This is a genomic window from Limnohabitans sp. WS1 (assembly GCF_003063265.1).
In the GTDB taxonomy this organism is placed as follows: domain Bacteria; phylum Pseudomonadota; class Gammaproteobacteria; order Burkholderiales; family Burkholderiaceae_C; genus Limnohabitans_A.
The window spans coordinates 71,892-94,419 of sequence record NZ_NERU01000013.1 but is presented as its reverse complement, the minus strand read 5'-3'; the positions used below and the strand labels follow the sequence as shown (position 1 = coordinate 94,419).

The window sequence follows — 22,528 nt, the reverse complement described above, 5'->3', positions numbered from 1 at the left end:
CAGGGTCTTCGATATCAGCGTCAACCCTGATGTGGGCCTGTTTGAACTCAAAATGGGCACAAGTTGTGCTACACCCTAGGCTGTTGGTTTTTAACCTTCTTTCGTAATTCACACTCCAAGGAATGTCATGAAGCGTCGTCAACTGGTTCTGGTTTTGGGTCTGGCAGCGGCCATGGTCGCCCCGGTGCAAGCACAACAATTTTTCCGCATCGGCACGGGCGGCACGGCCGGCACCTATTACCCGGTGGGCGGCATGATCGCCAACGCGGTCAGCCAGCCCGGCAAGATCGTGGCCACAGCCCAGGCCACCAACGGCTCGGTGGCCAACGTCAACGGCGTGGCCGGTGGCGCTTTGGAGTCGGGTTTCTCTCAGTCGGACGTGGCCACCTGGGCTTACACCGGCACCGGCGTGTACGAAGGCAAGCCCAAGGTCACCGACCTGCGCATGATTGCCAACCTCTACCCCGAGAGCATTCACCTGGTGGTCAAAAAGGGTTCGGGCATCAAGTCGGTGGCTGACCTCAAGGGCAAGCGCGTGGCGCTGGACGAGCCAGGTTCTGGCACCTTGGTCAACGCCCGCATTGTGCTGGCCGCTTATGGCGTGAAGGAAAGCGACATCAAGCCCGAGTACATCAAGCCCAACCAGGCCGGTGACAAGCTCAAAGATGGCGCACTCGATGCCTTCTTCTTTGTGGGCGGCGCACCCGCGGGTGCGATTGCCGAATTGGCATCGAGCGGCACCGGCATTGAGTTGGTGCCTTTGGCCGGCCCCCAGGCCGATGCTTTGCGCAAGACCAATCCGTATCTGGCTGTGGACACGATCGCTGCAGGCACTTACAAAGACGTGCCCGCCGTGCAGACCATGGCCATGGGCGCCCAGTGGGTGACCAGCGCCAAGGCCGACGCGGAAACCGTGTACCAAATCACCAAGGCCTTGTATGGCAAAGCCGCTCAGGACACCCTGGCTGCTGGCCACGCCAAAGGCAAGTTCATCACCAAAGAGAACGCGGTCAAGGGCGTGGGCATTCCTTTCCACCCCGGTGCCGAGCGCTTCTACAAAGAAGCCGGTCTGCTCAAGTGATGCGGGGTGCACCGAGCCTGGTGCAGGCGCGGTGCCCTTGCTGTGATCGACCCTCGCAAATCTCCACCGATCGCCCCGGGGGCGGGGCTCCCACAAGGTGGCAGGTGTATTGATTTTGTAGGAGCCCACCCCGTGGGCGATGATGTTTGAACAGGGCGCCATGGCGCCCTGTGTGTTGTGAACAAGGCCCTACAGTGCCTTGTGTTGTGAAGGACAGGTATGGCCGAAGCCCTCGAGCGCAATGTGCGCAATTTGCAAGAACTCGAAGAAAAGTTCGACCCCGAAATGCGCTTTCGGCCCACATTGCCGCCCGCCACGGTGATCGTGAAATGGCTGCTCATCATCCTGTCGGGTTTCCATTTCTACACAGCTGGTTTTGGCCTGCTGCGCGAGACCACCCACCGGGGTGTTCACCTGGCTTTTGTGCTGGGGCTGATTTTTCTGGTGTTTGCGGCGACCAAGTCAGACGCCAGCAGCACCGTGTCCAAAAGTCGCCTGAGCATTGGCGGTGTGCCACTGATTGACTGGTTGCTGGGCCTGGCCTGCGCGGCCAGCGTGATGTACATCCCTTACGTGTTTGACGACCTGGCCTTTCGGGTAGGCAACCCGGACACGATGGACGTGGTCATGGGCTCGGTCCTGTTTGTCACCTTGCTCGAAGCCACACGCCGCTCCATGGGCTGGCCCTTGCCTTTGATTGCGCTGGGCTTCACGGCCTATGCCTTGACCGGGCCGTATTTCCCAGGTTTGCTCAAGCACGCGGGCGCGAGCTGGAGCCAGATGATCAACCACCAGTACCTGACGAGCCAAGGCATTTATGGTGTGGCGGTGGGTGTGGTGGCGACTTATGTTTTTCACTTTGTGCTGTTTGGTGTGTTGGCCACGCGCATTGGTTTGGGGCAGCTGTTTCTGGACATCGCCTCCACCGTGGCCGGGCGTTACGCCGGTGGTCCGGCCAAGGTCAGCGTGTTCGGCTCGGCCATGTTCGGCACGCTCAGCGGTTCTTCGGTGGCCAATGCGGTCACCGTGGGCTCGCTCACCATCCCGGCCATGATCCGGGTGGGCTACCGCCGTGAGTTTGCGGGCGCGGTCGAGGCCGCATCGTCCACAGGCGGGCAGATCACGCCGCCTGTGTTGGGTGCGGCGGCATTTTTGATGGTCGAGTTTTTGAACGTGTCCTACCAGACCATCATCGCTGCGGCCATCGTGCCGGCCTTCATGCATTTCTTTGGTGTGTTCATGCAGGTGCACTTCGAGGCCAAGCGCTATGGCTTGCGGGGCCTGACCGAAGAAGAAATGCCCAAGCTGCGCGAGTCCTTCAAGCAGCGCTGGCCCACTTTGATTCCACTGGCTTTGCTGATCGCCATTTTGGTGTCGGGCCGCACGCCTTATTTGGCGGCGTTCACCGGCATCACGTCATGCATGATCGTGGGCCTGAGCACCACGGTGTGGGGCAACCGCAGCACCAACTGGCTGTTGCTGGTGGTGCTGCATGTGCTGCTGGCGCTGGTGGCGTTTGTGGACTGGGGCAGCGACGGCGAGACCATCAAGCTGGGCTTTTTGGCGCTGGGCGTGGCCCTGATTTGGGCCGGGCAAAAGTGGCTGGGCTTGGTGGGTCGCATTGACAACGCCGTGCTGCTGGAGGCCTTTGAAACCGGGGCCAAATACGCGCTGGCGGTGGGCGCTGCGGCGGCCACGGTGGGCATTGTGATTGGTGTGGTCACGCTCACAGGTGTGGGCTTCAAGATCAGCTTCATCATCACCGGCTGGGCGCAGATGATCTCGGCTTTCTTGATGGACTGGTTGCCCGCCTTCATGGCCGACAGCAAGTCCTTGACGCTGTTGGCAGCGCTGTTCATGACCGGCATCGTCTGCATCTTGATGGGCTGCGGTATCCCGACCACGGCCAACTACATCATCATGGTCACGGTGGCCGCACCCACTTTGGTGCAGCTGGGGGTGGAGCCACTGGTGGCGCACTTCTTTGTGTTTTATTACGGCGTGCTGGCCGACATCACGCCGCCGGTGGCGCTTGCCGCTTATGCGGCGGCGGGCATGGCTGGCGGTGACCCGTTCAAAACCGGCAACATGGCGTTCCGCCTGGGCCTGGCCAAAGTGCTGGTGCCCTTTGTGTTTGTGTTCTCACCCTCCTTGCTGCTGGTGGCCAAGGGCTTCACCTGGGCCGACTTTGCCATCACCTTCACCGGTTGTGTGCTGGGCATCGTGGCGCTGGCTGCGGCGCTCAGTGGTTACCTGATGACCGTGATGAAGGGTTGGGAACGCGCCCTGTGCGCCTTGGGTGCTCTGTGCCTGATTGCGCCGGGCCTGAAAATCAGTTTGCTGGGTGTGGCTTTCATGCTGCCAGTGCTGGCGTACCAGTGGGCCCACCGGGATCGTTGACCTAAAAATGCGGGGCCCTCACAAAATGCGGGGCTCCCACAAAACGCGGGGCCCTCACAAAATGCGTGCCTGTCACCTTGTAGGAGCGACGCCCCCGTCGCGATCACCCTCGCAGACCACCAACAATCGCCCCGAGGGCGGGGCTCCCACAAAATGCGGGGCCCTCACAAAAAATGCGGGGGCTCCCCCACAACGCGGGGCCCTCACAAAATGCGGGTCCGTCCCCTTGTAGGAGCGACGCCCTCGTCGCGATCACCCTCGCAGACCACGACCCATCGCCCCGAGGGCGGGGCTCCCACAAAATGCGGGGCTCCCACAAAATGCGGGGCTCCAACAAAACGCGGGGACCTCACAAAATGCGGGGCCATCCGCTTGTAGGAACGACGCCCCCGTCGCGATCACCCTCGCAGACCACCAACAATCGCCCCGAGGGCGGGGCTCCCACAAAATGCAGGGCTCCCACAAAATGCGGGGCCTCCCACAAAACGCGGGGCACTGGCTTTACATGCGCTCAAAAATGGCCGCGATGCCCTGACCGCCGCCGATGCACATGGTCACCAAGGCGTAGCGGCCGTTTACCCGCTGCAACTCGTACAGGGCTTTCACGGTGATCAGTGCACCGGTCGCGCCAATGGGGTGACCCAGCGAAATGCCCGAGCCGTTGGGGTTGACCTTGGCGGGGTCCAGGCCCAGCTCGCGGGTCACAGCGCAGGCTTGCGCGGCAAAGGCTTCGTTGGCTTCGATCACGTCCAGGTCGTTCACCGTGAGGCCGGTTTTCTTGAGCACGGCTTGTGTGGCCGAGATGGGGCCCACACCCATGATTTTGGGGTCCAGACCGGTGTGGGCGTAACCCACCAAGCGGGCCATAGGCTTGGCTCCACGGGCCTTGGCCGCACCGGCTTCCATCAGCACCACGGCGGCGGCCGCATCGTTGATGCCCGAGGCGTTGCCAGCGGTCACGGTGCCGTTTTCTTTCACGAACACGGGCTTGAGCTTGGCCATGTCTTCGAGCTTGCAGCCAGGGCGGAAATGCTCGTCGGTGGCGTAGGCCACTTCGCCTTTTTTGCTTTTCAGCATGACCGGCATGATCTGGTCTTTGAAGCGGCCCTCTGTTGTGGCGCGTTCAGCACGGTTGTGGCTTTCCAGCGCCAATGCGTCCTGCATCTCGCGGGTGATGCCGTATTTGGCGGCGACGTTTTCTGCCGTCACGCCCATGTGGATGTTGTGGAAGGGGTCGTGCAGTGCGCCGATCATCATGTCGATCATCTTGGTGTCGCCCATGCGTGCGCCAAAGCGGGTGGCCAGACTGGCATAAGGGGCGCGGCTCATGTTTTCTGCGCCGCCGCCAATGGCGATGTCGCAGTCGCCCAGCATGATGGACTGGCTGGCGCTGACGATGGCTTGCAGGCCCGAGCCGCACAGGCGGTTCACGTTGAACGCGGGCGTGCCCTCGGCGCAGCCGCCGTTGATGGCCGCCACGCGCGACAAATACATGTCTTTGGGTTCGGTGTTGACCACATGGCCAAACACCACATGGCCGACGTCTTGACCTTCGGTGCCTGCGCGGGACAGGGCTTCGCGCACAACTTGTGCGGCCAGCTCGGTGGGTGCGATGTCCTTCAGGCTGCCGCCAAAGGTACCAATGGCGGTGCGCACACCGCTGACAACAACAACTTCACGGCTCATGGGAATGTCTCCAGAATTAAAAAAATCAACATAAGGATTGATGACCCAAACAGTGTCAGGGTCAATGGCTACAAGGGACTGACAAGCTGGGCCTACGGGGACTGTGTCGATGATTTTTGTCACGCCCTCGCCGCGATCACCCTTGCAGACCACCCAGAATCGCCCCGAGGGCGGGGCTCCTACAAAATGCGGGGGCCATCCCCTTGTAGGAGCGACGCCCTCGTCGCGATCACCCTTGCAGACCACCCAGAATCGCCCCGAGGGCGGGGCTCCTACAAAATGCGGGGGCCTTTCCCTTGTAGGAGCGACGCCCCCGTCGCGATCACCCTTGCAGACCACCCAGAATCGCCCCGGGGGCGGGGCTCCTACAAAACGCGGGGGCCATCCCCTTGTAGGAGCGACGCCCCCGTCGCGATCACCCTCGCAGACCACCCAGAATCGCCCCGGGGGCGGGGCTCCTGCAAAATGCGGGGGCCATCCCCTTGTAGGAGCGACGCCCTCGTCGCGATCACCCTTGCAGACCACGACCCATCGCCCCGAGGGCGGGGCTCCTACAAAATGCGGGGGCCTTCCCCTTGTAGGAGCGACGCCCCCGTCGCGATCACCCTCGCAGACCACGACCCATCGCCTCGAGGGCGGGGCTCCTACAAAACGCGGGGGCCATCCCCTTGTAGGAGCGACGCCCTCGTCGCGATCACCCTTGCAGACCACGACCCATCGCCCCGAGGGCGGGGCTCCTGCAAAATGCGGCATTCGCCATTGGGCGGCTTCCACACTGACGCACAGGCCATGACATGCCTTTGACTTGAAACTTGACGGGGCCAGATGCACAGCGCTGTGCATCAGCCACGCACATCGGCCACGGCTTGCTCGCCAAAGTCGGGGCGGGCCAAGAAAGCCAGCACCTGCGCGGCCGCTTGTGGGGCGCTGCTGAGTTGCCCATTGGCCTTGAGTTGCAAAAACTTGGCTTGGTCAGGAAAGGCCTCGCCTGCCGCACCGCGCATCTGCACTTGCATGTCGGTGTCAATGACCCCGGGGGCCAGCGAGCAGACACGGGCCCCGTGATCTTGCAAGGCTTCGTCCAAGGCCATGCAGCGCGTGAAATGGTCCATGCCGGCCTTGGCCGCACAGTAGCCGGCCTGTGAGGCCATGGGGTAACGCCCCAAACCAGATGAAATATTGAGCACTTTGCGAGGCAAAGTCCAAGACTGTGTGGCCCTCAAAAATGCGGCGCACAAGGCCATGGGCGCTTCCAGCCCCACCCGCAAGGCCCAGGCCAGATCGGCAGGCTGGGACTGGCTCACGGGCAAGATGGGGGGAATCACCCCGGCATTGTTGATCAGGCTGACACTGGCCAAGTCATCGGGGTTTTGGCCTGCAAGCCAGTCACTCAGGCGGGCTGCTGCCCCAGTGCCGTCAGCCAAATCGTGGGTCCACTGCGTCAGGGGTACCGCAGCTTTTTGGGCGGCACTCTCCAAGGCGGGGTTGGCGTTGCGCGAGATGCACAACAAAGCATGGCCAGCTTGCAGCAATTGCTCGGCCATGGCCAATCCCATGCCCCGGGATGCGCCAGTGAGGATGTAAAGGTGGTGTTTCATGCCGGGCATGTTAGGGCCAAGCCGCCACTTGCGCAAAGCCGCGCAGCACCTGTGAGTCATGTGGAAGACAGCTGCATCGGCATCGCTGCCTTGGCCGCAGGAACGACGCACTCGCCGCGATAAAGCCTCGCAGACCACCCCCCCATCGCCAAGGGGCGGGGCTCCCACAACAAGCCAATGGCAGGTCTGCTCCAGCGGCGCTCCATAAAAGGCGTTCCATGATTGGGTATGCTCAAGCCTTGATTCATTTTTAATATTTTTGAGTCCTAAGGTATGAAAAAAATTCAAAGAGCTAAGGCTGCACCCGCCAAAAGCAGGGCCACGGCCACGCTCAACCGCCAACTGTCCGATTTGGGGCAGCGCTTTGTGCAGTTGTCGGCCCAGGGTGACTTTGCAGCAGCTTTGGCGGTCAACACACAAGCCCGCCAGCTCATGCCCTTGCACCCTCAAATTTTGGGCGATGCGGCGTTTTGCCATTTGCGCTTGGGCGACCGCGAGCAAGCCCGCAGCATTTACCTGCAAGCCTGCCCACTGGCCCCCGAAGACGTGAACCTGTGGGACGGCTTGACTGAAACCTGCGGCCACCTGGGCCTGATGGACGATGTGCGCCAGTACGGCTTGCGCAGCCTGTCGCTCAAGGATCAAAAAACCCATGGCCAGCCTGTTCGGGCGCTGCCCGCCCAAGTGCCTGCACCAGGCCAGGATGCCCGCCGCCAGGTGATCGCCTTCAGTTTGTTTGGCGATCAGCCACGTTACTGTGAAACCGCCAAATTGAACGTCATGGTGGCCCAGCAACTCTTGCCCCACTGGACTTGCCGTTTTTATGTGGACGACACCGTCCCCTTGGTCGTGCGCCAATCGCTGCGGTCCATGGGGGCGCAGCTGGTCGAGGTGTCAGAGCGCGATCGCCAAGAACTCAGTGGCCTCATGTGGCGATTTTTGGTGATGGAGGACGAAGGTGTTGACCGCTTTTTGATCCGCGACGCCGATTCCTTGATTTCCAAGCGCGAGGTGGCTGCCATTGAAGCCTGGCTGCGCAGCGACCGGCATTTTCATTTGATGCGCGATTATTTTTCTCACACCGAACTGTTGCTGGCCGGCATGTGGGGCGGCTGCGGCGGGGTGTTTCGGCAGTTGCGCCAGTCCATGGTGGATTTCGTGGCCCAAGGCCAGTACCTGGGCCTGCGGGTGGTGGACCAGCACTTTTTGCGCCAGTGCATCTGGCCCACCGTGCGTCAAAGTCTGCTCTCGCACGATCCGGTTTTTGGCTTCATGGACGGGCAGGATTTTCCGCCCCACGAAGCCCAAGATCTGGGCGACGCCTTTCATGTGGGCAGCAATTTGTCGAGCACCAGCATCGGCGCGAGCACCGACCTGCCGCAAGGCCAGTCGGTGACTTGGAAAATTGTGGATGCCCAGCAAACCACCATTTGCCAATATGCCAGCCCGGTCCACCAAGGCCAGTGGCGTGCCGATATTCCCGGCCCTTACGCCCAAATGCTGACCCAAGGGGTGTGGCGCGTGGAGGTGGTGCGCTGATCGGCTTTCATGAGCCTTGTGCCGCGCGGATGCGGTTGACTTGCAAAGGGGTGACCTCGGGGGCCTGGTTGCCCCATTGGGTGCGCAGGTGGGTCAACACGGCGGCGATCTCGCGGTCTTCGAGTTCGAGCACGGCCGGGGGCATGCCAAATGGCCGAGGGTGCAAGGCCGTGGCCGGGCCGTAGCCGCCGTAAAGCACCAATTGCACCAGGTTGGTCGGATCGTTCATGCGCACAGCACGGTTGCCCGCCAAGGCCGGATAGGCCACCTCGCCATTGGGGGTGTTCAGGCCCTCGCCTTTTTCGCCGTGGCAGGCCAGGCAATGCCGTTCGTAGGTTTTTTGGCCCAGCTGGGCCATTTGCAAACTCACTCGGGCGGGGGCGGGGGGCTGCGTTGGGCGCTGGGGTGCTGATTGCGCACCCGATTGCAAATACAGCGCCATGGCGTGCAAATCGGACTCGCTCAGGTGCTGTAGGCTGTGTTGCACCACTTCGCCCATGGGTCCGCTGGTTTGTGCGGTGTTGGAGGCACCCGTGCGCAGCAAGCGCACGATTTCGGGCAGGGGTGTGCTGGCCAGGCCGGTTTCGGTGTCGCGTGTCAGGTCGGGGGCGTACCAGTTGACCACCGGCATCAGCCCGCCAGACAAGTCATGGACCGCACCGCTGGCACCCAAGGCGTTGCGCGGGCTGTGGCAGGCGGCGCAGTGGCCCAGGCCTTGCACCAAATACGCGCCCCGGTTCCATTCGGCGCTCTGGGTCTTATCGGCCTGAAACGGGCTGGGCTCAAAAAACAGGCTGCGCCACACGGCCAGTGCGGGCTGCGTGCCCAAGGGCCAGACCAAGGTGTGGGCCGGCTGGGCTTGCACCACCGGGGCTTGCGTTTGCAGCCAGGCAAACACCGCGTCACTGTCTTCGCGGCTCACGACACTGGTGTGGTTGTAGGGGAAAGCCGGGGCCAGCAAGCGCCCACCTTTGGATCGGCCGTGGTGCATGGCTTGCCAAAACTCATCCGCCGTCCAACGGCCCAAGCCGGTTTCGGGGTCGGGCGTGAGGTTGCTGCTGTAGACGCCACCAAACGGTGTCTCGATGCGGCGTCCGCCGGCCAGCGGCACCGAGCCTCTGGCGGTGTGGCAAGCCATGCAATTGCCGGCCAAAGCCAGGTAACGGCCTTGTTCGATTTGGGCTTCGTTGCTGCGCGTGCTGGCAGGTGTGGGGGCTGTGGGTGCTTTTGGGTCCCACAACATATCGCCCCAGTTGTCCCAGACCACCGCGAGGGCCAGCACCAGCAGACTGAGCAGTGTGACCCCAGCCAGGCGTTTGACAGGGTGCATGTCCATCAGGAATCGTTTCATGGCTGGCCTTTCTGGGCAGGCTTGGCCGCGTGTTGGGGGGGAAGCGCCGATGGGGCCGCAAGGGGTGTCGACAACTCTGGTGCGCTGCCGCAGCGCAGGTCCTCGGGCAAAGCGGGTCCTGGCGGTACACGCTCGGCGGGGTGGGTGTCAGCCGGCAGTGGCTGGCGGGCCAGCCAACTCGACACCGCAATCAAGTCCGGGGCCGGAATGCGTTTGACCACCTCGGCCATGCAATCGGGGGCGTGCGCGCGGCGCTGCCCGGTTTGCCAGGCCCCCAGCTGCGCATTCAGGTAGTCCAGCGGCAGGCCCAGCAAGCCGGGCACGTTGGGTTGCACGCCCGTCAGGCGCACACCGTGGCACTGGGTGCAGGCGGGCAGGCCGCGTGCGGCATCGCCCTGGGTGACCAGTTGCTGGCCCTTGGCCAGGCGTTCGGGGGCAATGGTGTTGTTGGCTGTTGGGCTCGGGTAGGGCAGTTTCAGGTCGGCAAAGTACTGCGCCATTTCGCCCAGATAGGCATCGCTCAGCGGGTCCACCAAGCGGGCCATGAGCTCGTAATGGCGACGGCCTTGTGCGAAATTGCGCAGTTGGTTGTGCAGGTAACCGGCCGGTTTGCCCGCCAGGCGGGGGTAATACCCATCGGGCCCGGCGCGGCCTTGGTCACCGTGGCAAGCGGTGCAAGCACGGGTGCGCTCGGCCATGCTGTCGATCACACGCACGGGGGTCTGTGCCGTGGCCCAAGGGCTGGCCAAGCTGCTTGCGGTCACCACAAGAGCCGCCCAGACAACAGGCCATGGGCGCAAGCGCTGGGGTGTTGTGGGGGATGTGCCGTTGGCTGGACGCTTGAATCTTGCTAAAAGAGGGGAATTCTGTGGGCTGGGAAAGGTCGGCATCCTTGGAAGATAACCGAAGCGGCGACAATGTCGGGTTTTGCGCCAAAGTCTTCTGGCTTTGTTGCTTTGTTTTTCATTTGAAGTTTTAGCCATGTCCGATATCCAAGTCCGATTTGCCACCCTCCAGGATGCGCCCGCCGTTGCCGCACTGCATGTGAGCGCCTGCCGCGCCGCCTACGCTGGGCAAGTGCCCGATGCCCATTGGGACGCCACCCCCATGCCCAAGCGCGTGTCGTTTTGGAAAGAAGCCATTGAATACGGCGAGCCCCAAGTCGTGGTGGCCACGGTGGGCCGCGAGGTGGTGGGTTTTGTGGGCTTTGACCGCTCGCGTGACCCCAAGTCCAAAAACACCACGGGGGAAATTTGGGCCATTTACGCCGCACCCGACCGCATCGGCCAGGGCATTGGCCTGGCCTTGTGGGACGCGGCCCGCGAAGGCCTGCAAGACGAAGACTGCACCGATGTCACGGTCTGGCTACCCCTGTTGCATGAAAAAACCCTGCGCTTTCATGATCTGGCCGGTTTCAAGCGCGAGATGAACACCGCCCGCACCGTGCCCCTGGGCGGTGTCAAAGTCGAAGAAGTGCGTCTCAAGCGCAAATTGAACTGAACGGCACGCCATGCACATCATGTTGGCCCCGATGGAGGGCTTGCTCGACCACACCTTGCGTGATGTGCTGACCCGCGTGGGCGGGGTCGATGCCTGCGTGTCCGAGTTCATTCGGGTCACCAACACCGTCTTGCCCCGCCGCGCCTTTGTTCGGGTGGCCCCTGAGTTGCTCAACCAAAGCCGCACGCCAGCCGGGGTGCTGGTGAAAGTGCAATTGCTCGGTTCAGACCCGATTTGCCTGGCCGACAATGCGGCCGCGTTGGCCGAGCTGGGCCCTGCCGGAATTGACCTGAACTTTGGCTGCCCCGCCAAAACCGTGAACCAGCACCGGGGTGGGGCGGTGTTGCTCGATGAGCCCGAGTTGGTGGGGCAAATTGTGGCGGCCGTGCGCCGCGCGGTGCCTGCACACATTCCGGTGTCGGCCAAGATGCGACTGGGCTACAACGATGACCGCCGTGCCGAAGACTGTGCCCAAGCCATCGAGGCGGCAGGGGCCAGCGAACTGGTGGTGCACGCCCGCACCAAGGCCCATGGTTACCGCCCGCCCGCTTACTGGGACCGCATTGCCGACTTGCGCCAGCATGTGCGCTTGCCCCTGGTGGCCAATGGCGAAATCTGGACGGTGGCCGACGCCTTGCGTTGCAGCGAAGTCACGGGCTGTGACCGCATCATGATTGGGCGGGGCATGGTGACCGACCCGGGGCTGGCCTTGGCCATCGCGGCCCAAGTGCAAACAGGTCAGAGCCTGGGCCCTGGACAAGGGGTGGCCTGGAGCCGGATGCTGGAGTTGATGCAGGTGTTTTGGGTGGGCATTGGCCTGCGGGTGGCCACGCGCCACCGGGCGGGACGGCTCAAGCAGTGGTTGAACTACATGCGGCGCGTCTACCCACAAGCCCAGCTGGCTTTTGACACCCTGCGTTTGGTGCACGACGCCAGCGAAATTGAGCGATGGCTGCAGCAGCAAACGCTGCCGGCAGCACTGGACCGGGAACCACTCGAGCGGGCACCGGTTCAGTCGATGGGGTGAAGCCTCAGGTGGTTGGCCACTTCGGTGCGCAGGGTTTCGAGTTGAGGCGCCAACAGGCTGTAGGCTGCCCGCAGTTCACTGGCCTCGGCGTGTTTGCTCATGGCCTCGACCTTGACCACATGCTCGACCAGACCGTCTACACAAAACACGGGGGTGAAGCCCTTGAGTTGGTGCAGGATGCGGTTGGCACCGTACACATCGTCCTTGTCCAGTGACTCTTGCAAAAGAGGCAGGTCATCGCTGAGCGTTTGGTGCAGTGTTTTGAGCAGGGACAACACACCATTGGCGTCGCCAATGAACTCCATGGCCCGGTCAACGGACAAATAAATGGGCGGTTCAGAGTTGCTCATGCGGCAAGCTTACAAGTGAATACAAAAATCACGTTACTAAATGCAACGCACCAGCCTCTATTCTAGTCAAGCAAAGCGCTCAGTCCGCGCTCAGGTTCGAAACGTTTGTTTTTAAATAGCAAGCGGCTGGGGCCGGGAAAGGCGGGCGTCTGGACCGAATGCCGGGGATCACCCGGGTAGCAAATGGTGCGGATCCCCTCATTGTCAAAAGGTTCGGGTTGCACCACAGGCGGTTTTCTTTGCCGCGCCTCGTCCAGAACACTTTGGACATGGGGATGTCGGTGCAGGTGCACCAAACTCATGATCTGGGGTGGGGCCAATTCGATTTCACGGTTCCAATAGCGCAGCAGCGCATCGCCGGGCCTGATCCACAGGGTTTCGGTGGTCTCGTGGTTGTCGTGTTCGGCCACTTGGTCGTCCGGCACGCGGGTCACAAAAAACCGGGTGTCAAACCGTTTGTTGGTGACCGAGGCTTGCTGGGGCGTGATCCAGCGGCACCAAGGCAACAGGTGTTCGGTGTTGAGCGGCACCGCTTGACTGGCAAAAGCCTCGTGCCAGCTTTGCCCACTGGCCAAAGCCTGTTGCAATGCCTGAGTGCCGGCTTGGGCGACTTGGCCACAGCCGAGCAGCACACGGCACTCTTCATAGGCCTCGCGCATGGCGGCCACAAACAAACCGGCCGCACGCTCTGCGGCCAAATCGGGCTCATGAAGGCGGGCATGCAAAGTCTCGTGGTCCTGACTCAAGCGCTGCAACCAGGTGGGGCTCTGGTCTTGTGCATCGAGTTTGCCGCCTGGAAAAACATACACACCGCCCAGCACGTTCGATGCCTGGTGCCTGCGCATCAACAGCACTTGCAGGCCGTCCTGGCCGTCACGCAGCATGACCACGGTGGCAGCGTCCAGTGGGGGGGCGGTCAAAAATTCGGTGTTCAGTTCCATGGAGATGTCAATCGTGTAACAGCCAGCGTCACAGCGCTGGTTTAAAGTCAGCAGCACAAGATGTCTGCCAAGCTGAAGACTCAGGTTAGCAGATGAATCCGGACAGGCCTGTCGCCTGTTCACCGAAGTTGTTTCTTTTTTCTCAACCCCACACACAAGGACAGGCCATGGGCATGAATTTCACAGGACGCGTCGCCATTGTCACGGGCGCAGGCGGTGGCTTGGGCAAACAACACGCTTTGGCATTGGCCGCACGCGGCGCCAAGGTGCTGGTCAACGACCTGGGTGGCAATGTGCATGGTGAAGGCACCAGCGTCTCGGCCGCACAGGCCGTGGTCGATGAAATACGCGCGGCCGGTGGTGAAGCGTTGGCCAACGGCGCATCGGTCACCGATTTCGAGGCCGTCCAAGCCATGGTGCAGCAGGCCGTTGATGCCTGGGGCCGGGTGGACATTTTGGTCAACAACGCTGGCATTTTGCGGGACAAAAGTTTTGCCAAGATGTCGCTGGACGACTTCAAGCTGGTCATGGACGTGCACGTCATGGGGGCCGTGCACTGCACCAAGGCCGTCTGGCCCCTGATGCAGGCACAAAACCACGGGCGCGTGGTCATGACCACTTCTTCCAGCGGTTTGTACGGCAACTTTGGACAAGCCAACTACGGGGCCGCCAAAATGGCTTTGGCGGGCTTGATGCAAACGCTGTCCATAGAGGGTGAAAAGCACAACATCCGGGTCAACTGCCTGGCCCCGACGGCCGCCACCCGCATGACCGAAGGCCTGATGCCCGAGGCGGTGCTCAAGGCGCTCGACCCCAGTGCGGTGGTGCCCGCCATGTTGGTCATGGCCAGTGACGATGCCCCCAACCGCACCATCATCTGCGCTGGTGCTGGCAGTTTTGAGGTGGCCCACATCACCTTGACCCAAGGTGTGCATTTGGGCACGGGTCCCGACACGGCCGAACGATTGGCTGCCGCCATGCACGCCCTGACCGATCGACAAGGCGAAACGGTGCCCCGCGCAGGCTCAGAGCAAGGCACGCTGGAGGTGAATAAGGCGCTTCAGGCCCATGCCACTTAAGGGGGCTCGGCTCGGGTTGAGGTGTCCCAAGTGGCTGCGCTGCCACTTGGGACTGAAAGTGGGACTGAAAAGTGCATGGACTTTTTAAATCATTTCTAGAAACGTTAATTATCCAAAATATGTAAAATAAAATCCTTGAAATTAAGGATTTTTGTGATTTTGATCGACATGTTCGTTTATGTATTGAAAATTCCTTACCGAATGGGCAAAGGAATTGCTCAGAGTTCTGTCGCTTTATTGACGCGACAACCCCTGCGATACCAACCACATCACTATATTTGCAAAAACTGTGGTACAGCCAATGTGTTTCAACCTTGGACTCTGCGCAAAGAAGGCTGGGTCAAATGTCCACATTGCCGTCAAATCAACAAAATGCCTTATGGCAGCAACCCCAAACAGGCCATGCTGGCTTTGTTCACTGTGGGCAGTTTGCTGCTGCTGCCCTGGTTGATTTGGACCTGGTTGTCAAAATACAACAACACTTTGTTGTTCTGAATTTCGGTTTTTTGTCAGTGCCATTCCGGGTTGGTCATGACACCCATCAAAAAAGCCTTTAACCAAGCAGGATTCAAGGTGTCGCTGGAAATTTGAATCGCTGGATTCAATTTATGCTGAACTTTCAAATGCAAATCCTGAGTATCGGTCATGAAAATGACTGACAAGGATTTGGGTAATCCTTCGATGAAATTTTGCAATTCAACAACAGTGGCGATTTGTTGATCCACTGTCATATGGGTTTTCATGATCAATATGTCAGGAATCTTGTGTGAAAAAGACAAATAAGCTTCAGAAATTGTTTGTCCAATATTAAAATCAATCAACTCCTGCCATTGAGTGGTGCTATTTTTCAGTGATTTCAGCACCAATGCATCATCCACCATGAAACTGATCGAGGGCAGGGATCTGGTTTCTGAAGCGGAATAAATCGGTTTTTTGAGTTTATTTTGGTACTTTCGAATGGATTCCATGTCAATTCGGCGATGCCCGCCCGGGGTTTTCCAAGCCAATAACTCTTGTTGATCCACCAGGTTTTTGACCAAGGTGATGGATAAACCCAGCATTTGTGCAGCTTTGGCGGTACCAATCGCGTAAGCTTCGAGTCTTTTGGTCCCCTTGCTCTTCGTGTCAGGATTTTTTCCTATTAACATTTTATAATTATCTTTCAGTTCGATTGAGTACTTTAAACAATTTCTATTTTTTATAATATGTTGGCATCAGGAAAAAATCAACAATATCTTTCCATACAAAGTGAATGTTTATTGGGTTGCTATTCCATAAGCTAGGATTTACTATATTTCTTAAATCTAGAAATACAATGAATCAAAACAATCCAGAAGTCATCGTTCCACTGGCTGAAAATATAATAAAAGTACGCAATTGGGAAAAAGAAAACCTGCCCATCGAACAAAGTTCGCTGGCCTTAGACCTGTTCATGGTGATTGCCTACAACACCCTCAAAGGAAAACCACTGACACTGAAACAATTGTTTCACAGCATTGACTTCAGTGAAGCGGGTATTCGAAAGCATTTGAAACGGCTGCTCACTGAAGATTGGTGCAAATTGGAAGGTACGGAGCATGATCGGCGTTTGCGTCATGTGGTGGCTCAACCCAAAATGCTTGAATCTTTAAGCAATTATGTCGCGATCCTGTTGGAAGCGTATGGGCCAAAGCCCTGAAAATATCAAATGCCAGATGGGAGATTGAAAGCACTTGATTGCTGCAACACCAAAAGAGCACCCAAGGTTTCGAAATACAGCAAAGTTTTAGGTGTCAGACCCAGCAGTTTGGTCCTTTTATCGCCTTGTGTGTTGAATTCTTCAAGGTAGCCTTCAGACCTTAAAATAGTAAGCCGTTTGTGAAGCGTTGCCGCTGAACCGAGTTTCTTGAGTGAAATGGCTTCACGCACCGACATGGGTTGACCCTGATGCCAAGCCAAGGCAATCGCGTCTAACAATGCACGCTGATTGGGGTTCAAAATCAAATGCGAATCACGAAAAAAAACATTGGCCAATTTGGCAAATCATAAATAAGAATTGATGAGTGGTTGCATCCGATTCCTTGATTTTTTATTTGATTTTAATTTTTAATAGGTGATTTGCTAAAAACAAGCAGCATCACCCAAAACAGTGTCAAAACAATAAAGCTGCCTATATAGTCGCCTAGCAGCATTGCAAAATAATTTGAAAATGCATGGGTTGATTTCATGGACGTGACAATAAAAAATACATTGATAACGACTGCATGAACGGTCGCTGTGATGAAATCCATTTGAGGCAAATGAATGAATTTCAAATTGGCCAAATCATTGCTGATGCCCAAAATTTTAAGACTCATCCAGACACCCAGCCAAGTGGCACTTGTGCTGAAAAAACAATAAAGCAAGATTATGAATGGGTGAATCCCGTGCCAAAATTCATTGGCCAGCAAAAACAGCGCTGCAAAGCAACCCAAAGCACCCCAACCGCCGGCCAATAAAATGGAAAGGTGTTTGATGCCAGCCGGTAAAAAAATCAGACTGATGCCCTGTGTGTACACCGCCCAAGAACCTATTTGCTCATTGATTCTGTAAGAGAGATAAAAAAAAGACCCTGCAACGAAAGAAAGAAAAAGACCTTGAGAATTGATGGAAATGGATGGCAACATTGTGTCAAGGGTAGGGCCTGAGGATGGATTGTAGATCTCAAAATAAACGGTGAATACCGCTGAGTCATTCAAAGTCTGAGTGAAAAGTCAAGCCATTCCAGATTTGATAATCAAGCGGTCATTGTCAAATGTAAATTTCAACTCCATTATTTTAAATATAAAATTACAATTCATTGTAGAATTTTTAAAATTGATCAGTCCAGCCAAGTTGTTGGTCGAATCAACAGGCATTGGGCTTCTGTGCTTTTTGATCGCATCACCAAAAGAATGCATTTTTTGACGCTGTCAAGCCGTGTTGATGGTCCATGAGTTTTGCGTTTGAATTTGATGGATTTTTTTATAATCTGACGATCATGGAACGATCTGTTCCTTGTTTTTTGAAAACTTGCGTGTTCGGTATTTTTGAGCCCTATTTTGATGACGATTGACACTTACAAAAAACCTTTGCAGTCCAGATCCATCGTGACCGAGCAGCGTTTTTTGGATGCTTTGCACGAACTGTTGCAAGAGAAGTCTTTGGGACAAGTCACGATTGAAGAGATTGCGGACAAAGCACAGCTCACGCGTGGCGCCTTTCTCAAGCGTTTTGGGAGCAAAAAACAGGCTTTGCTGATTCTGTATGAGCGTTATTGCGACAAAGTTTTTGCAGGCATGGCCGAGATCACGCTCAATTTGCCGCAACACACACAAGCTGCAGACGTGTGTTACAGCATGTCCAAACAAGCCGAAGCTTTGCAATTGCTGGACTTTCCGGCCAATCGGGCGATGCATGAAATTTTTCAGGAACAGCTGACCATTGACCCTCGGACCAAGGAAATCTTCATGGCTTGTGTGGCGTTGATGCGGAAAATCCAAGCCCTGTTTTTGCCCCAAACGGGGGCATCGGACACGGGAGCGTTTGCCGCAGCGCAACTGTTGTTCACCCTGGATTACAACTTTGTCTTGAAGGCCATGCCCGGTTTTCCCCGAGATCCTGAGGTACGCCACCGCCTGATTGGCCGCTTGGTTGCCCACACCCTGGAAATTTAGTTGCAAGCCTTTTTTGTAGGAGCGACGCCCTCGTCGCGATGACCCTCGCAGACCACGAACAATCGCCCCGAGGGCGGGGCTCCTACAAAATGCAGGTATTCCCCACGGGGCGGGGCTCCTACAAAATGCAGGGCCTCCCCCTTGTAGGAGCGACGCCCTCGTCGCGATCACCCTCGCAGACCACGAGCAATCGCCCCGAGGGCGGGGCTCCTACAAAATGCAGGGCTTCCCTCTTGTAGGAGCGACGCCCTCGTCGCGATCACCCTCGCAGACCACGAGCAATCGCCCCCAGGGCGGGGCTCCTACAAAATGCAGGGCCTCCCCCTTGTAGGAGCGACGCCCTCGTCGCGATCACCCTCGCAGACCACGAGCAATCGCCCCGAGGGCGGGGCTTCTACAAACTGCAGGGCTTCCCCACTAGGCGGGGTTCCCACAAAATGTTGGTCATCACTATTGGGCGGGGCTCCCAAAATGCTGGTATTCCCCATGGGGTGGATCAGTGAATACCCTCTGTAAATACCCCCTTCGAAGTGTTTCAATCGCATGGCTTTATTCATCCACGAGATTTGAGGAACACCACACCATGACCACCCGCCGCCAATTGTTGCAAGGTGCCGCTGCCAGCATGCTGGGCCTGACCCATTTGCCTAATTTTGCGCAAACACGCCTGGAAAATCTGCGCATCATTGTGGGTTTTCCACCCGGTGGCACCACCGATGCATTTGCCCGCCGAATTGCAGAAAAAATGCGTGGCACTTACGCCAACAACGTCATCGTGGACAACAAGCCCGGCGCGGGTGGGCAGATTGGCGTGACCACCCTCAAGTCTGCGGCGGCCGATGGGGCCCACATTCTGTATTCGCCCGCTTCCATGCTGACGATTTACCCGCACTCGTACACCCGTCTGAGCTATGCCCAATCGGATGTGACGCCCATCGGCATTGGCCATTCCACCGACCATGCTTTTGTGGTGGGACCTGCGGTGCCCGAATCGGTAAAGAACATCAAGGATTTTGTCGAATGGGCCAAGGCCAATCCTGGCAAAGCCAGCATCGGCAACCCCGCAGCAGGCTCCATGCCCCATTTGCTGGCGGGTCGCTTGGCCATGTTGGGCGGCTTTCAAATCACCAACGTGCCTTTTGCAGGCTCTGGCCCCGCCATTCCCCAGGTCATGGGCGGGCAGCTCGCGGGCATGTCGTCGCCATTGGGCGACTGGGTGCAGCACCACAAAGGTGGCAAGATCCGGATTTTGGCCACCTCGGGTCCCGATCGGGCCGTGTTCACCCCCGAAGTGCCCACCTACCGTGAGCAAGGCTTTGGCGAGTTGTTGGTGCGTGAGTGGTTTGGCTTTTTTGCCCCTGCTGGGGTGAGCGAGGCGGCCAAGCAAAACCTCAATGCGGCACTGCGCCAAGCCATGAACCAGCAAGACATTCGAGACTTTGTCACGCCCCTGGCCGCCAACCTGGAGGCCAGCACCACGGCGGAGCACACGCGGCGGCTTGCCGAAGACTCGGACATGGCGCGGCGTTTGGTGTCGGCCTTGGGTTTCAAAGCTGACTCTTGATGACCCGGCACAAAGGGCAGCCTTGACTGCCCTTTGTGCCTTGGCCCTGTTTCAAACCCAGGACCCGTCATGGGCGGCGCTGCAAACATCACAGGGTCGCCGAATCGAATCCTTTTGCTTGGGTGTTCAGACCCAGCCCTGCCGCCACACACTGTCGTCTTGCAAATCCCGCCAAGCCAGAACCTGAACGGCCTTTGAAAACACCGCTTCGATTTCCACCAACTCAATCGGGTCCGTCGGTAGCTCTGGCTGAATCACCCGGCTGACCAAAAAATGTTTTTGTTTGGACACGGGTTTCACGGCGGTCCATTTGGTCAGTAGGAGTTTTTTGGGGTTCAGGGGGTTCATGACTGAAGGCTCACAGTTACTGTTTTGGCCTGCTGTACATGTGACCGATGGGCCATCAGGCGGGAATGACGGGGTGCGAACCGATGGCGTCCCCCGTCGCGACGATCTGTCCAATGTAATCCATGCCGTAGAGCGAGGCCACAACTTTGACGGTGTCCCCTGCACCGAATTGCGTGTCATCGTCCCAGAGTGCAAATGTGGTGTAAGGACCGTGATTGAGCTGTGTTGGGGAAGTCGTCAGTTCAATACTGTTGACATAAAACTTGAAGGTGGCGTTCTCTGATATTGGTGCAAAGGTGATGTAGTCAGTGTCAATGTAGCTATTGGCGTTATCGCCCGATTGTGCAACGTAAACACTTAGCGTGTCGTCCCCAGTGTCGTTGGTTTCATTGAGTGTGACCGCCACAGCACTTGACCAGTTGTTTGCCTGATCGCCGGCCACGATGTTGTAGCTGTGGGCGTTGGAGGCACCCGCTTCAAAGTTATTGACCTCAGCTCCAACGCCTGTAGCCGTGATCTTGATCTGGCCACTGGCGTTGATGCTGAAAAACCCGTCTTCAGAAGTGGCCGAGCGAGCGTTGTTGCTCAGCAGGAACATGTATTGGGTCACGCCCACGTTGTCTGCTGCTGGAGTTATGGTGGCAACCACCGCATTGGCGCTCTGGTTTTCCTGGTAGCTCAACGATTCAGTAGCTAATGTGAAGCTCGGGACTGTGGTGTCGGGCAATTGCGGTCCGACGTTGTCGCCCTTAGCCAGCACTTGGCTTGAGTATTCGATTCCGTCAAAAGTGGCCATGACTTTGACCACATCGCCGACGCGAAACTGTGTGTCGTCATCCCATACGGCGGCGGTACTGGTCTGCCCCAATTGCAATTCGGTAGGTGCACCCAGTTCAACATCGTTGACAAAAAAACGGTAGCTAGTTCCTACCGGAAATTTGTCCATGATGATGTAGTCAGTATCATAAAAGATGGCCGTTACCGCAGCATTCCAGATGTCATCCCCCGATTGAGCCACCCCGATTTTTAGTGCGCCGGAGTCATCGCTGGCGTCGTTGGTTTCATTGAGAGTGACCGTCACAGCACTGGACCAGTTACCCGCTTGGTCGCCTGCGACGATGTTGTAGTTGTGCCCGTTGGAAGTGCCCGCTTCAAAATTGTTCACGTCAGAGGCTACGCCCAATGCCGTCATGCTGATTTGGCCATTGGTATTGATGCTGAAGAAACCGTCTTCTGAAGTGGCTGAACGAGAGTTGTCGCCCAGCAGGAACATGTATTCGGTCACGCCCACGCTGTCTGTAGCTGGAGTGACGGTGGCGACCACCGCATCGGCTATCTGGTTTTCCTGGTAATTGAGCGATTCAGTAGCAGATGAGAAGGTGGGTGCAGTGGTGTCGGGAATGATGTCATCGCTGGTGTCGTTGGTTTCATTCAGAGTGACCGCCAAGGCACTGGACCAATTGCCCGCTTGGTCGCCAGCGACGATGTTGTAGCTGTGAGTGTTGGAGACACCCGCTTCAAAATTGTTCACATCAGCGGCCACGCCCAATGCCGTCATGCTGATTTGGCCGTTGGCGTTGATGCTGAAAAAACCGTCTTCAGAAGTGGCCGATCGAGCGTTGTTGCTCAGCAGGAACATGTATTGGGTCACGCCCACATTGTCTGTTGCCGCTGCCACGGTGGCGACCACGGCATCGGCTATCTGGTTCTCCTGGTAGCTCAATGGGGTTGCCGGTGAAAAAGAGGGGGCCGTTGTGTCGCTTGGTGGAGCGATGGGGCCGCCTTGCAACACTTTGAGGGTGTAGTCACCTTCGGTGTTGTTGCCATTGAGCTGGATTCGGACCTTATCTCCTGCCACCACACCTTCAAGTCTTGCCCATGATTGCGCTGTACCGGAACCAGCGCCGTCCTGATCAATCCACAACACGGCACCTTGGTCGCTGGAGACCAACCAAGCGTATTGTTGAATATCGTTTTTTGAGCTGAAGTTTTTCAGTGCCAGACTGAGGTCGAGCACATCCCGTTCTGATTTTTTGCTGTCCGACCATCTGTAATCCATCAGCGTGTCAAAGCCGTTGGCCTGGCGTGTCGCTTCAAAAACAAACACATCGTTGCTTTTGCTGCTGGCAGAAGCTGCACGGTTTGTGGTGTTACCCCAAAGAGTGTCATCGCCGCCCATGCCACGAATCCTGTCCAAGCCTGAGCCGCCGATCAGGGTTTGAGAAGTCGCAGCCCCCGTCAGCCCGTCATTGCCAGCCAGTCCATCGATCCAAGAATCACTGGAAGTGTAAACATCGTTGCCTGAAGTGGTTTTGCGAATGGGTTTAGTTGACATTTTTGGCCTCTTTTTAAAATAGTCATCGTGACTAGATTTCAAGTATATACACGAT

Annotated in this window: 21 protein-coding genes; 10 read left to right on the top strand and 11 right to left on the bottom strand. The window is 57.8% G+C overall.

Annotation, left to right across the window (positions count from 1 at the left end):
• Positions 1 to 127 precede the first annotated feature (127 nt).
• Both B9Z48_RS15310 and B9Z48_RS15305 read left to right on the top strand, forming a co-directional pair.
• Positions 128 to 1,081, top strand: a complete 954-nt coding sequence (locus B9Z48_RS15310; protein WP_108379511.1) for a TAXI family TRAP transporter solute-binding subunit — start codon at positions 128 to 130, stop codon at positions 1,079 to 1,081.
• 219 nt (positions 1,082 to 1,300) lie between these two features.
• Positions 1,301 to 3,481, top strand: coding sequence for a TRAP transporter permease (locus tag B9Z48_RS15305; RefSeq protein ID WP_108379509.1), 2,181 nt, complete (start codon positions 1,301 to 1,303; stop codon positions 3,479 to 3,481).
• A 501-nt stretch (positions 3,482 to 3,982) separates the two neighbouring features.
• Here the strand turns inward: B9Z48_RS15305 and bktB are convergent.
• Both bktB and B9Z48_RS15295 read right to left on the bottom strand, forming a co-directional pair.
• Positions 3,983 to 5,167: a beta-ketothiolase BktB gene (bktB, locus tag B9Z48_RS15300; protein ID WP_089956478.1), complete on the bottom strand. Its 1,185-nt coding sequence runs from the start codon at positions 5,165 to 5,167 to the stop codon at positions 3,983 to 3,985.
• A gap of 842 nt (positions 5,168 to 6,009) precedes the next feature.
• Entirely contained in the window at positions 6,010 to 6,765 is a 756-nt protein-coding gene (locus tag B9Z48_RS15295) for an SDR family NAD(P)-dependent oxidoreductase (protein WP_199233532.1), read from the bottom strand.
• A gap of 273 nt (positions 6,766 to 7,038) precedes the next feature.
• Between B9Z48_RS15295 and B9Z48_RS15290 the strand changes: the two genes are divergently transcribed.
• A complete protein-coding gene (locus tag B9Z48_RS15290; protein ID WP_108379505.1) occupies positions 7,039 to 8,304 on the top strand; it encodes a tetratricopeptide repeat protein in 1,266 nt (421 codons plus the stop codon).
• Positions 8,305 to 8,311: 7 nt separating this feature from the next.
• On the opposite strand, the gene B9Z48_RS15285 is transcribed toward B9Z48_RS15290, so the two are convergent.
• Both B9Z48_RS15285 and B9Z48_RS15280 read right to left on the bottom strand, forming a co-directional pair.
• The gene (locus tag B9Z48_RS15285; RefSeq protein WP_233261146.1) at positions 8,312 to 9,655 is read right to left on the bottom strand and encodes a cytochrome c; all 1,344 of its coding nucleotides are present in this window, start codon (positions 9,653 to 9,655) and stop codon (positions 8,312 to 8,314) included.
• Complete coding sequence (locus tag B9Z48_RS15280; RefSeq protein WP_108379577.1) at positions 9,652 to 10,353, bottom strand: c-type cytochrome; 702 nt, start codon at positions 10,351 to 10,353, stop codon at positions 9,652 to 9,654. Before B9Z48_RS15280 ends, B9Z48_RS15285 begins: the two co-directional genes overlap by 4 nt.
• 283 nt (positions 10,354 to 10,636) lie before the next feature.
• Here B9Z48_RS15280 and B9Z48_RS15275 point away from each other — a divergent pair, with 283 nt between their 5' ends.
• Both B9Z48_RS15275 and B9Z48_RS15270 read left to right on the top strand, forming a co-directional pair.
• Entirely contained in the window at positions 10,637 to 11,155 is a 519-nt protein-coding gene (locus B9Z48_RS15275) for a GNAT family N-acetyltransferase (RefSeq protein WP_089956483.1), read from the top strand.
• Positions 11,156 to 11,165: 10 nt separating this feature from the next.
• Positions 11,166 to 12,182: a tRNA-dihydrouridine synthase gene (locus B9Z48_RS15270; protein ID WP_108379503.1), complete on the top strand. Its 1,017-nt coding sequence runs from the start codon at positions 11,166 to 11,168 to the stop codon at positions 12,180 to 12,182.
• Here B9Z48_RS15270 and B9Z48_RS15265 read toward each other — a convergent pair.
• Both B9Z48_RS15265 and B9Z48_RS15260 read right to left on the bottom strand, forming a co-directional pair.
• Complete coding sequence (locus B9Z48_RS15265; RefSeq protein WP_228769180.1) at positions 12,167 to 12,532, bottom strand: Hpt domain-containing protein; 366 nt, start codon at positions 12,530 to 12,532, stop codon at positions 12,167 to 12,169. The two genes, B9Z48_RS15270 and B9Z48_RS15265, sit on opposite strands and share 16 nt — an antisense overlap.
• 62 nt (positions 12,533 to 12,594) lie before the next feature.
• Positions 12,595 to 13,473, bottom strand: coding sequence for an NUDIX hydrolase (locus B9Z48_RS15260; protein ID WP_089956485.1), 879 nt, complete (start codon positions 13,471 to 13,473; stop codon positions 12,595 to 12,597).
• Between the two features lie 167 nt (positions 13,474 to 13,640).
• Here B9Z48_RS15260 and B9Z48_RS15255 point away from each other — a divergent pair, with 167 nt between their 5' ends.
• Together B9Z48_RS15255 and B9Z48_RS21900 are read left to right on the top strand one after the other, a co-directional pair.
• Positions 13,641 to 14,552: an SDR family NAD(P)-dependent oxidoreductase gene (locus B9Z48_RS15255; protein ID WP_108379501.1), complete on the top strand. Its 912-nt coding sequence runs from the start codon at positions 13,641 to 13,643 to the stop codon at positions 14,550 to 14,552.
• A gap of 303 nt (positions 14,553 to 14,855) precedes the next feature.
• Positions 14,856 to 15,047 carry a hypothetical protein gene (locus B9Z48_RS21900; RefSeq protein ID WP_146186312.1) on the top strand — a complete coding sequence of 64 codons (192 nt, stop codon included), beginning with the start codon at positions 14,856 to 14,858 and terminating at the stop codon, positions 15,045 to 15,047.
• Between the two features lie 14 nt (positions 15,048 to 15,061).
• Here B9Z48_RS21900 and B9Z48_RS15245 read toward each other — a convergent pair whose 3' ends face one another.
• The gene (locus B9Z48_RS15245) at positions 15,062 to 15,700 is read right to left on the bottom strand and encodes a helix-turn-helix domain-containing protein (protein WP_108379497.1); all 639 of its coding nucleotides are present in this window, start codon (positions 15,698 to 15,700) and stop codon (positions 15,062 to 15,064) included.
• Between the two features lie 167 nt (positions 15,701 to 15,867).
• Here B9Z48_RS15245 and B9Z48_RS15240 point away from each other — a divergent pair, with 167 nt between their 5' ends.
• On the top strand, positions 15,868 to 16,230 hold the full coding sequence (locus tag B9Z48_RS15240) for a hypothetical protein (RefSeq protein ID WP_089956491.1): 363 nt from the start codon (positions 15,868 to 15,870) through the stop codon (positions 16,228 to 16,230).
• A 5-nt stretch (positions 16,231 to 16,235) separates the two neighbouring features.
• On the opposite strand, the gene B9Z48_RS15235 is transcribed toward B9Z48_RS15240, so the two are convergent.
• Positions 16,236 to 16,565, bottom strand: coding sequence for a MarR family transcriptional regulator (locus tag B9Z48_RS15235; RefSeq protein WP_108379495.1), 330 nt, complete (start codon positions 16,563 to 16,565; stop codon positions 16,236 to 16,238).
• A 65-nt stretch (positions 16,566 to 16,630) separates the two neighbouring features.
• On the bottom strand, positions 16,631 to 17,197 hold the full coding sequence (locus B9Z48_RS15230) for a hypothetical protein (RefSeq protein ID WP_108379493.1): 567 nt from the start codon (positions 17,195 to 17,197) through the stop codon (positions 16,631 to 16,633).
• A gap of 417 nt (positions 17,198 to 17,614) precedes the next feature.
• On the opposite strand from B9Z48_RS15230, the gene B9Z48_RS15225 reads away from it, so the two are divergent.
• Positions 17,615 to 18,226: a TetR/AcrR family transcriptional regulator gene (locus B9Z48_RS15225; protein ID WP_108379491.1), complete on the top strand. Its 612-nt coding sequence runs from the start codon at positions 17,615 to 17,617 to the stop codon at positions 18,224 to 18,226.
• Between the two features lie 583 nt (positions 18,227 to 18,809).
• The gene (locus B9Z48_RS15220; protein WP_108379489.1) at positions 18,810 to 19,790 is read left to right on the top strand and encodes a tripartite tricarboxylate transporter substrate-binding protein; all 981 of its coding nucleotides are present in this window, start codon (positions 18,810 to 18,812) and stop codon (positions 19,788 to 19,790) included.
• A gap of 126 nt (positions 19,791 to 19,916) precedes the next feature.
• Here the strand turns inward: B9Z48_RS15220 and B9Z48_RS15215 are convergent, their stop codons facing one another.
• Both B9Z48_RS15215 and B9Z48_RS15210 read right to left on the bottom strand, forming a co-directional pair.
• Positions 19,917 to 20,138 carry a TIGR02450 family Trp-rich protein gene (locus B9Z48_RS15215; RefSeq protein WP_089956499.1) on the bottom strand — a complete coding sequence of 74 codons (222 nt, stop codon included), beginning with the start codon at positions 20,136 to 20,138 and terminating at the stop codon, positions 19,917 to 19,919.
• 55 nt (positions 20,139 to 20,193) lie between these two features.
• Positions 20,194 to 22,515, bottom strand: coding sequence for a hypothetical protein (locus tag B9Z48_RS15210; protein WP_146186311.1), 2,322 nt, complete (start codon positions 22,513 to 22,515; stop codon positions 20,194 to 20,196).
• Positions 22,516 to 22,528 lie beyond the last annotated feature (13 nt).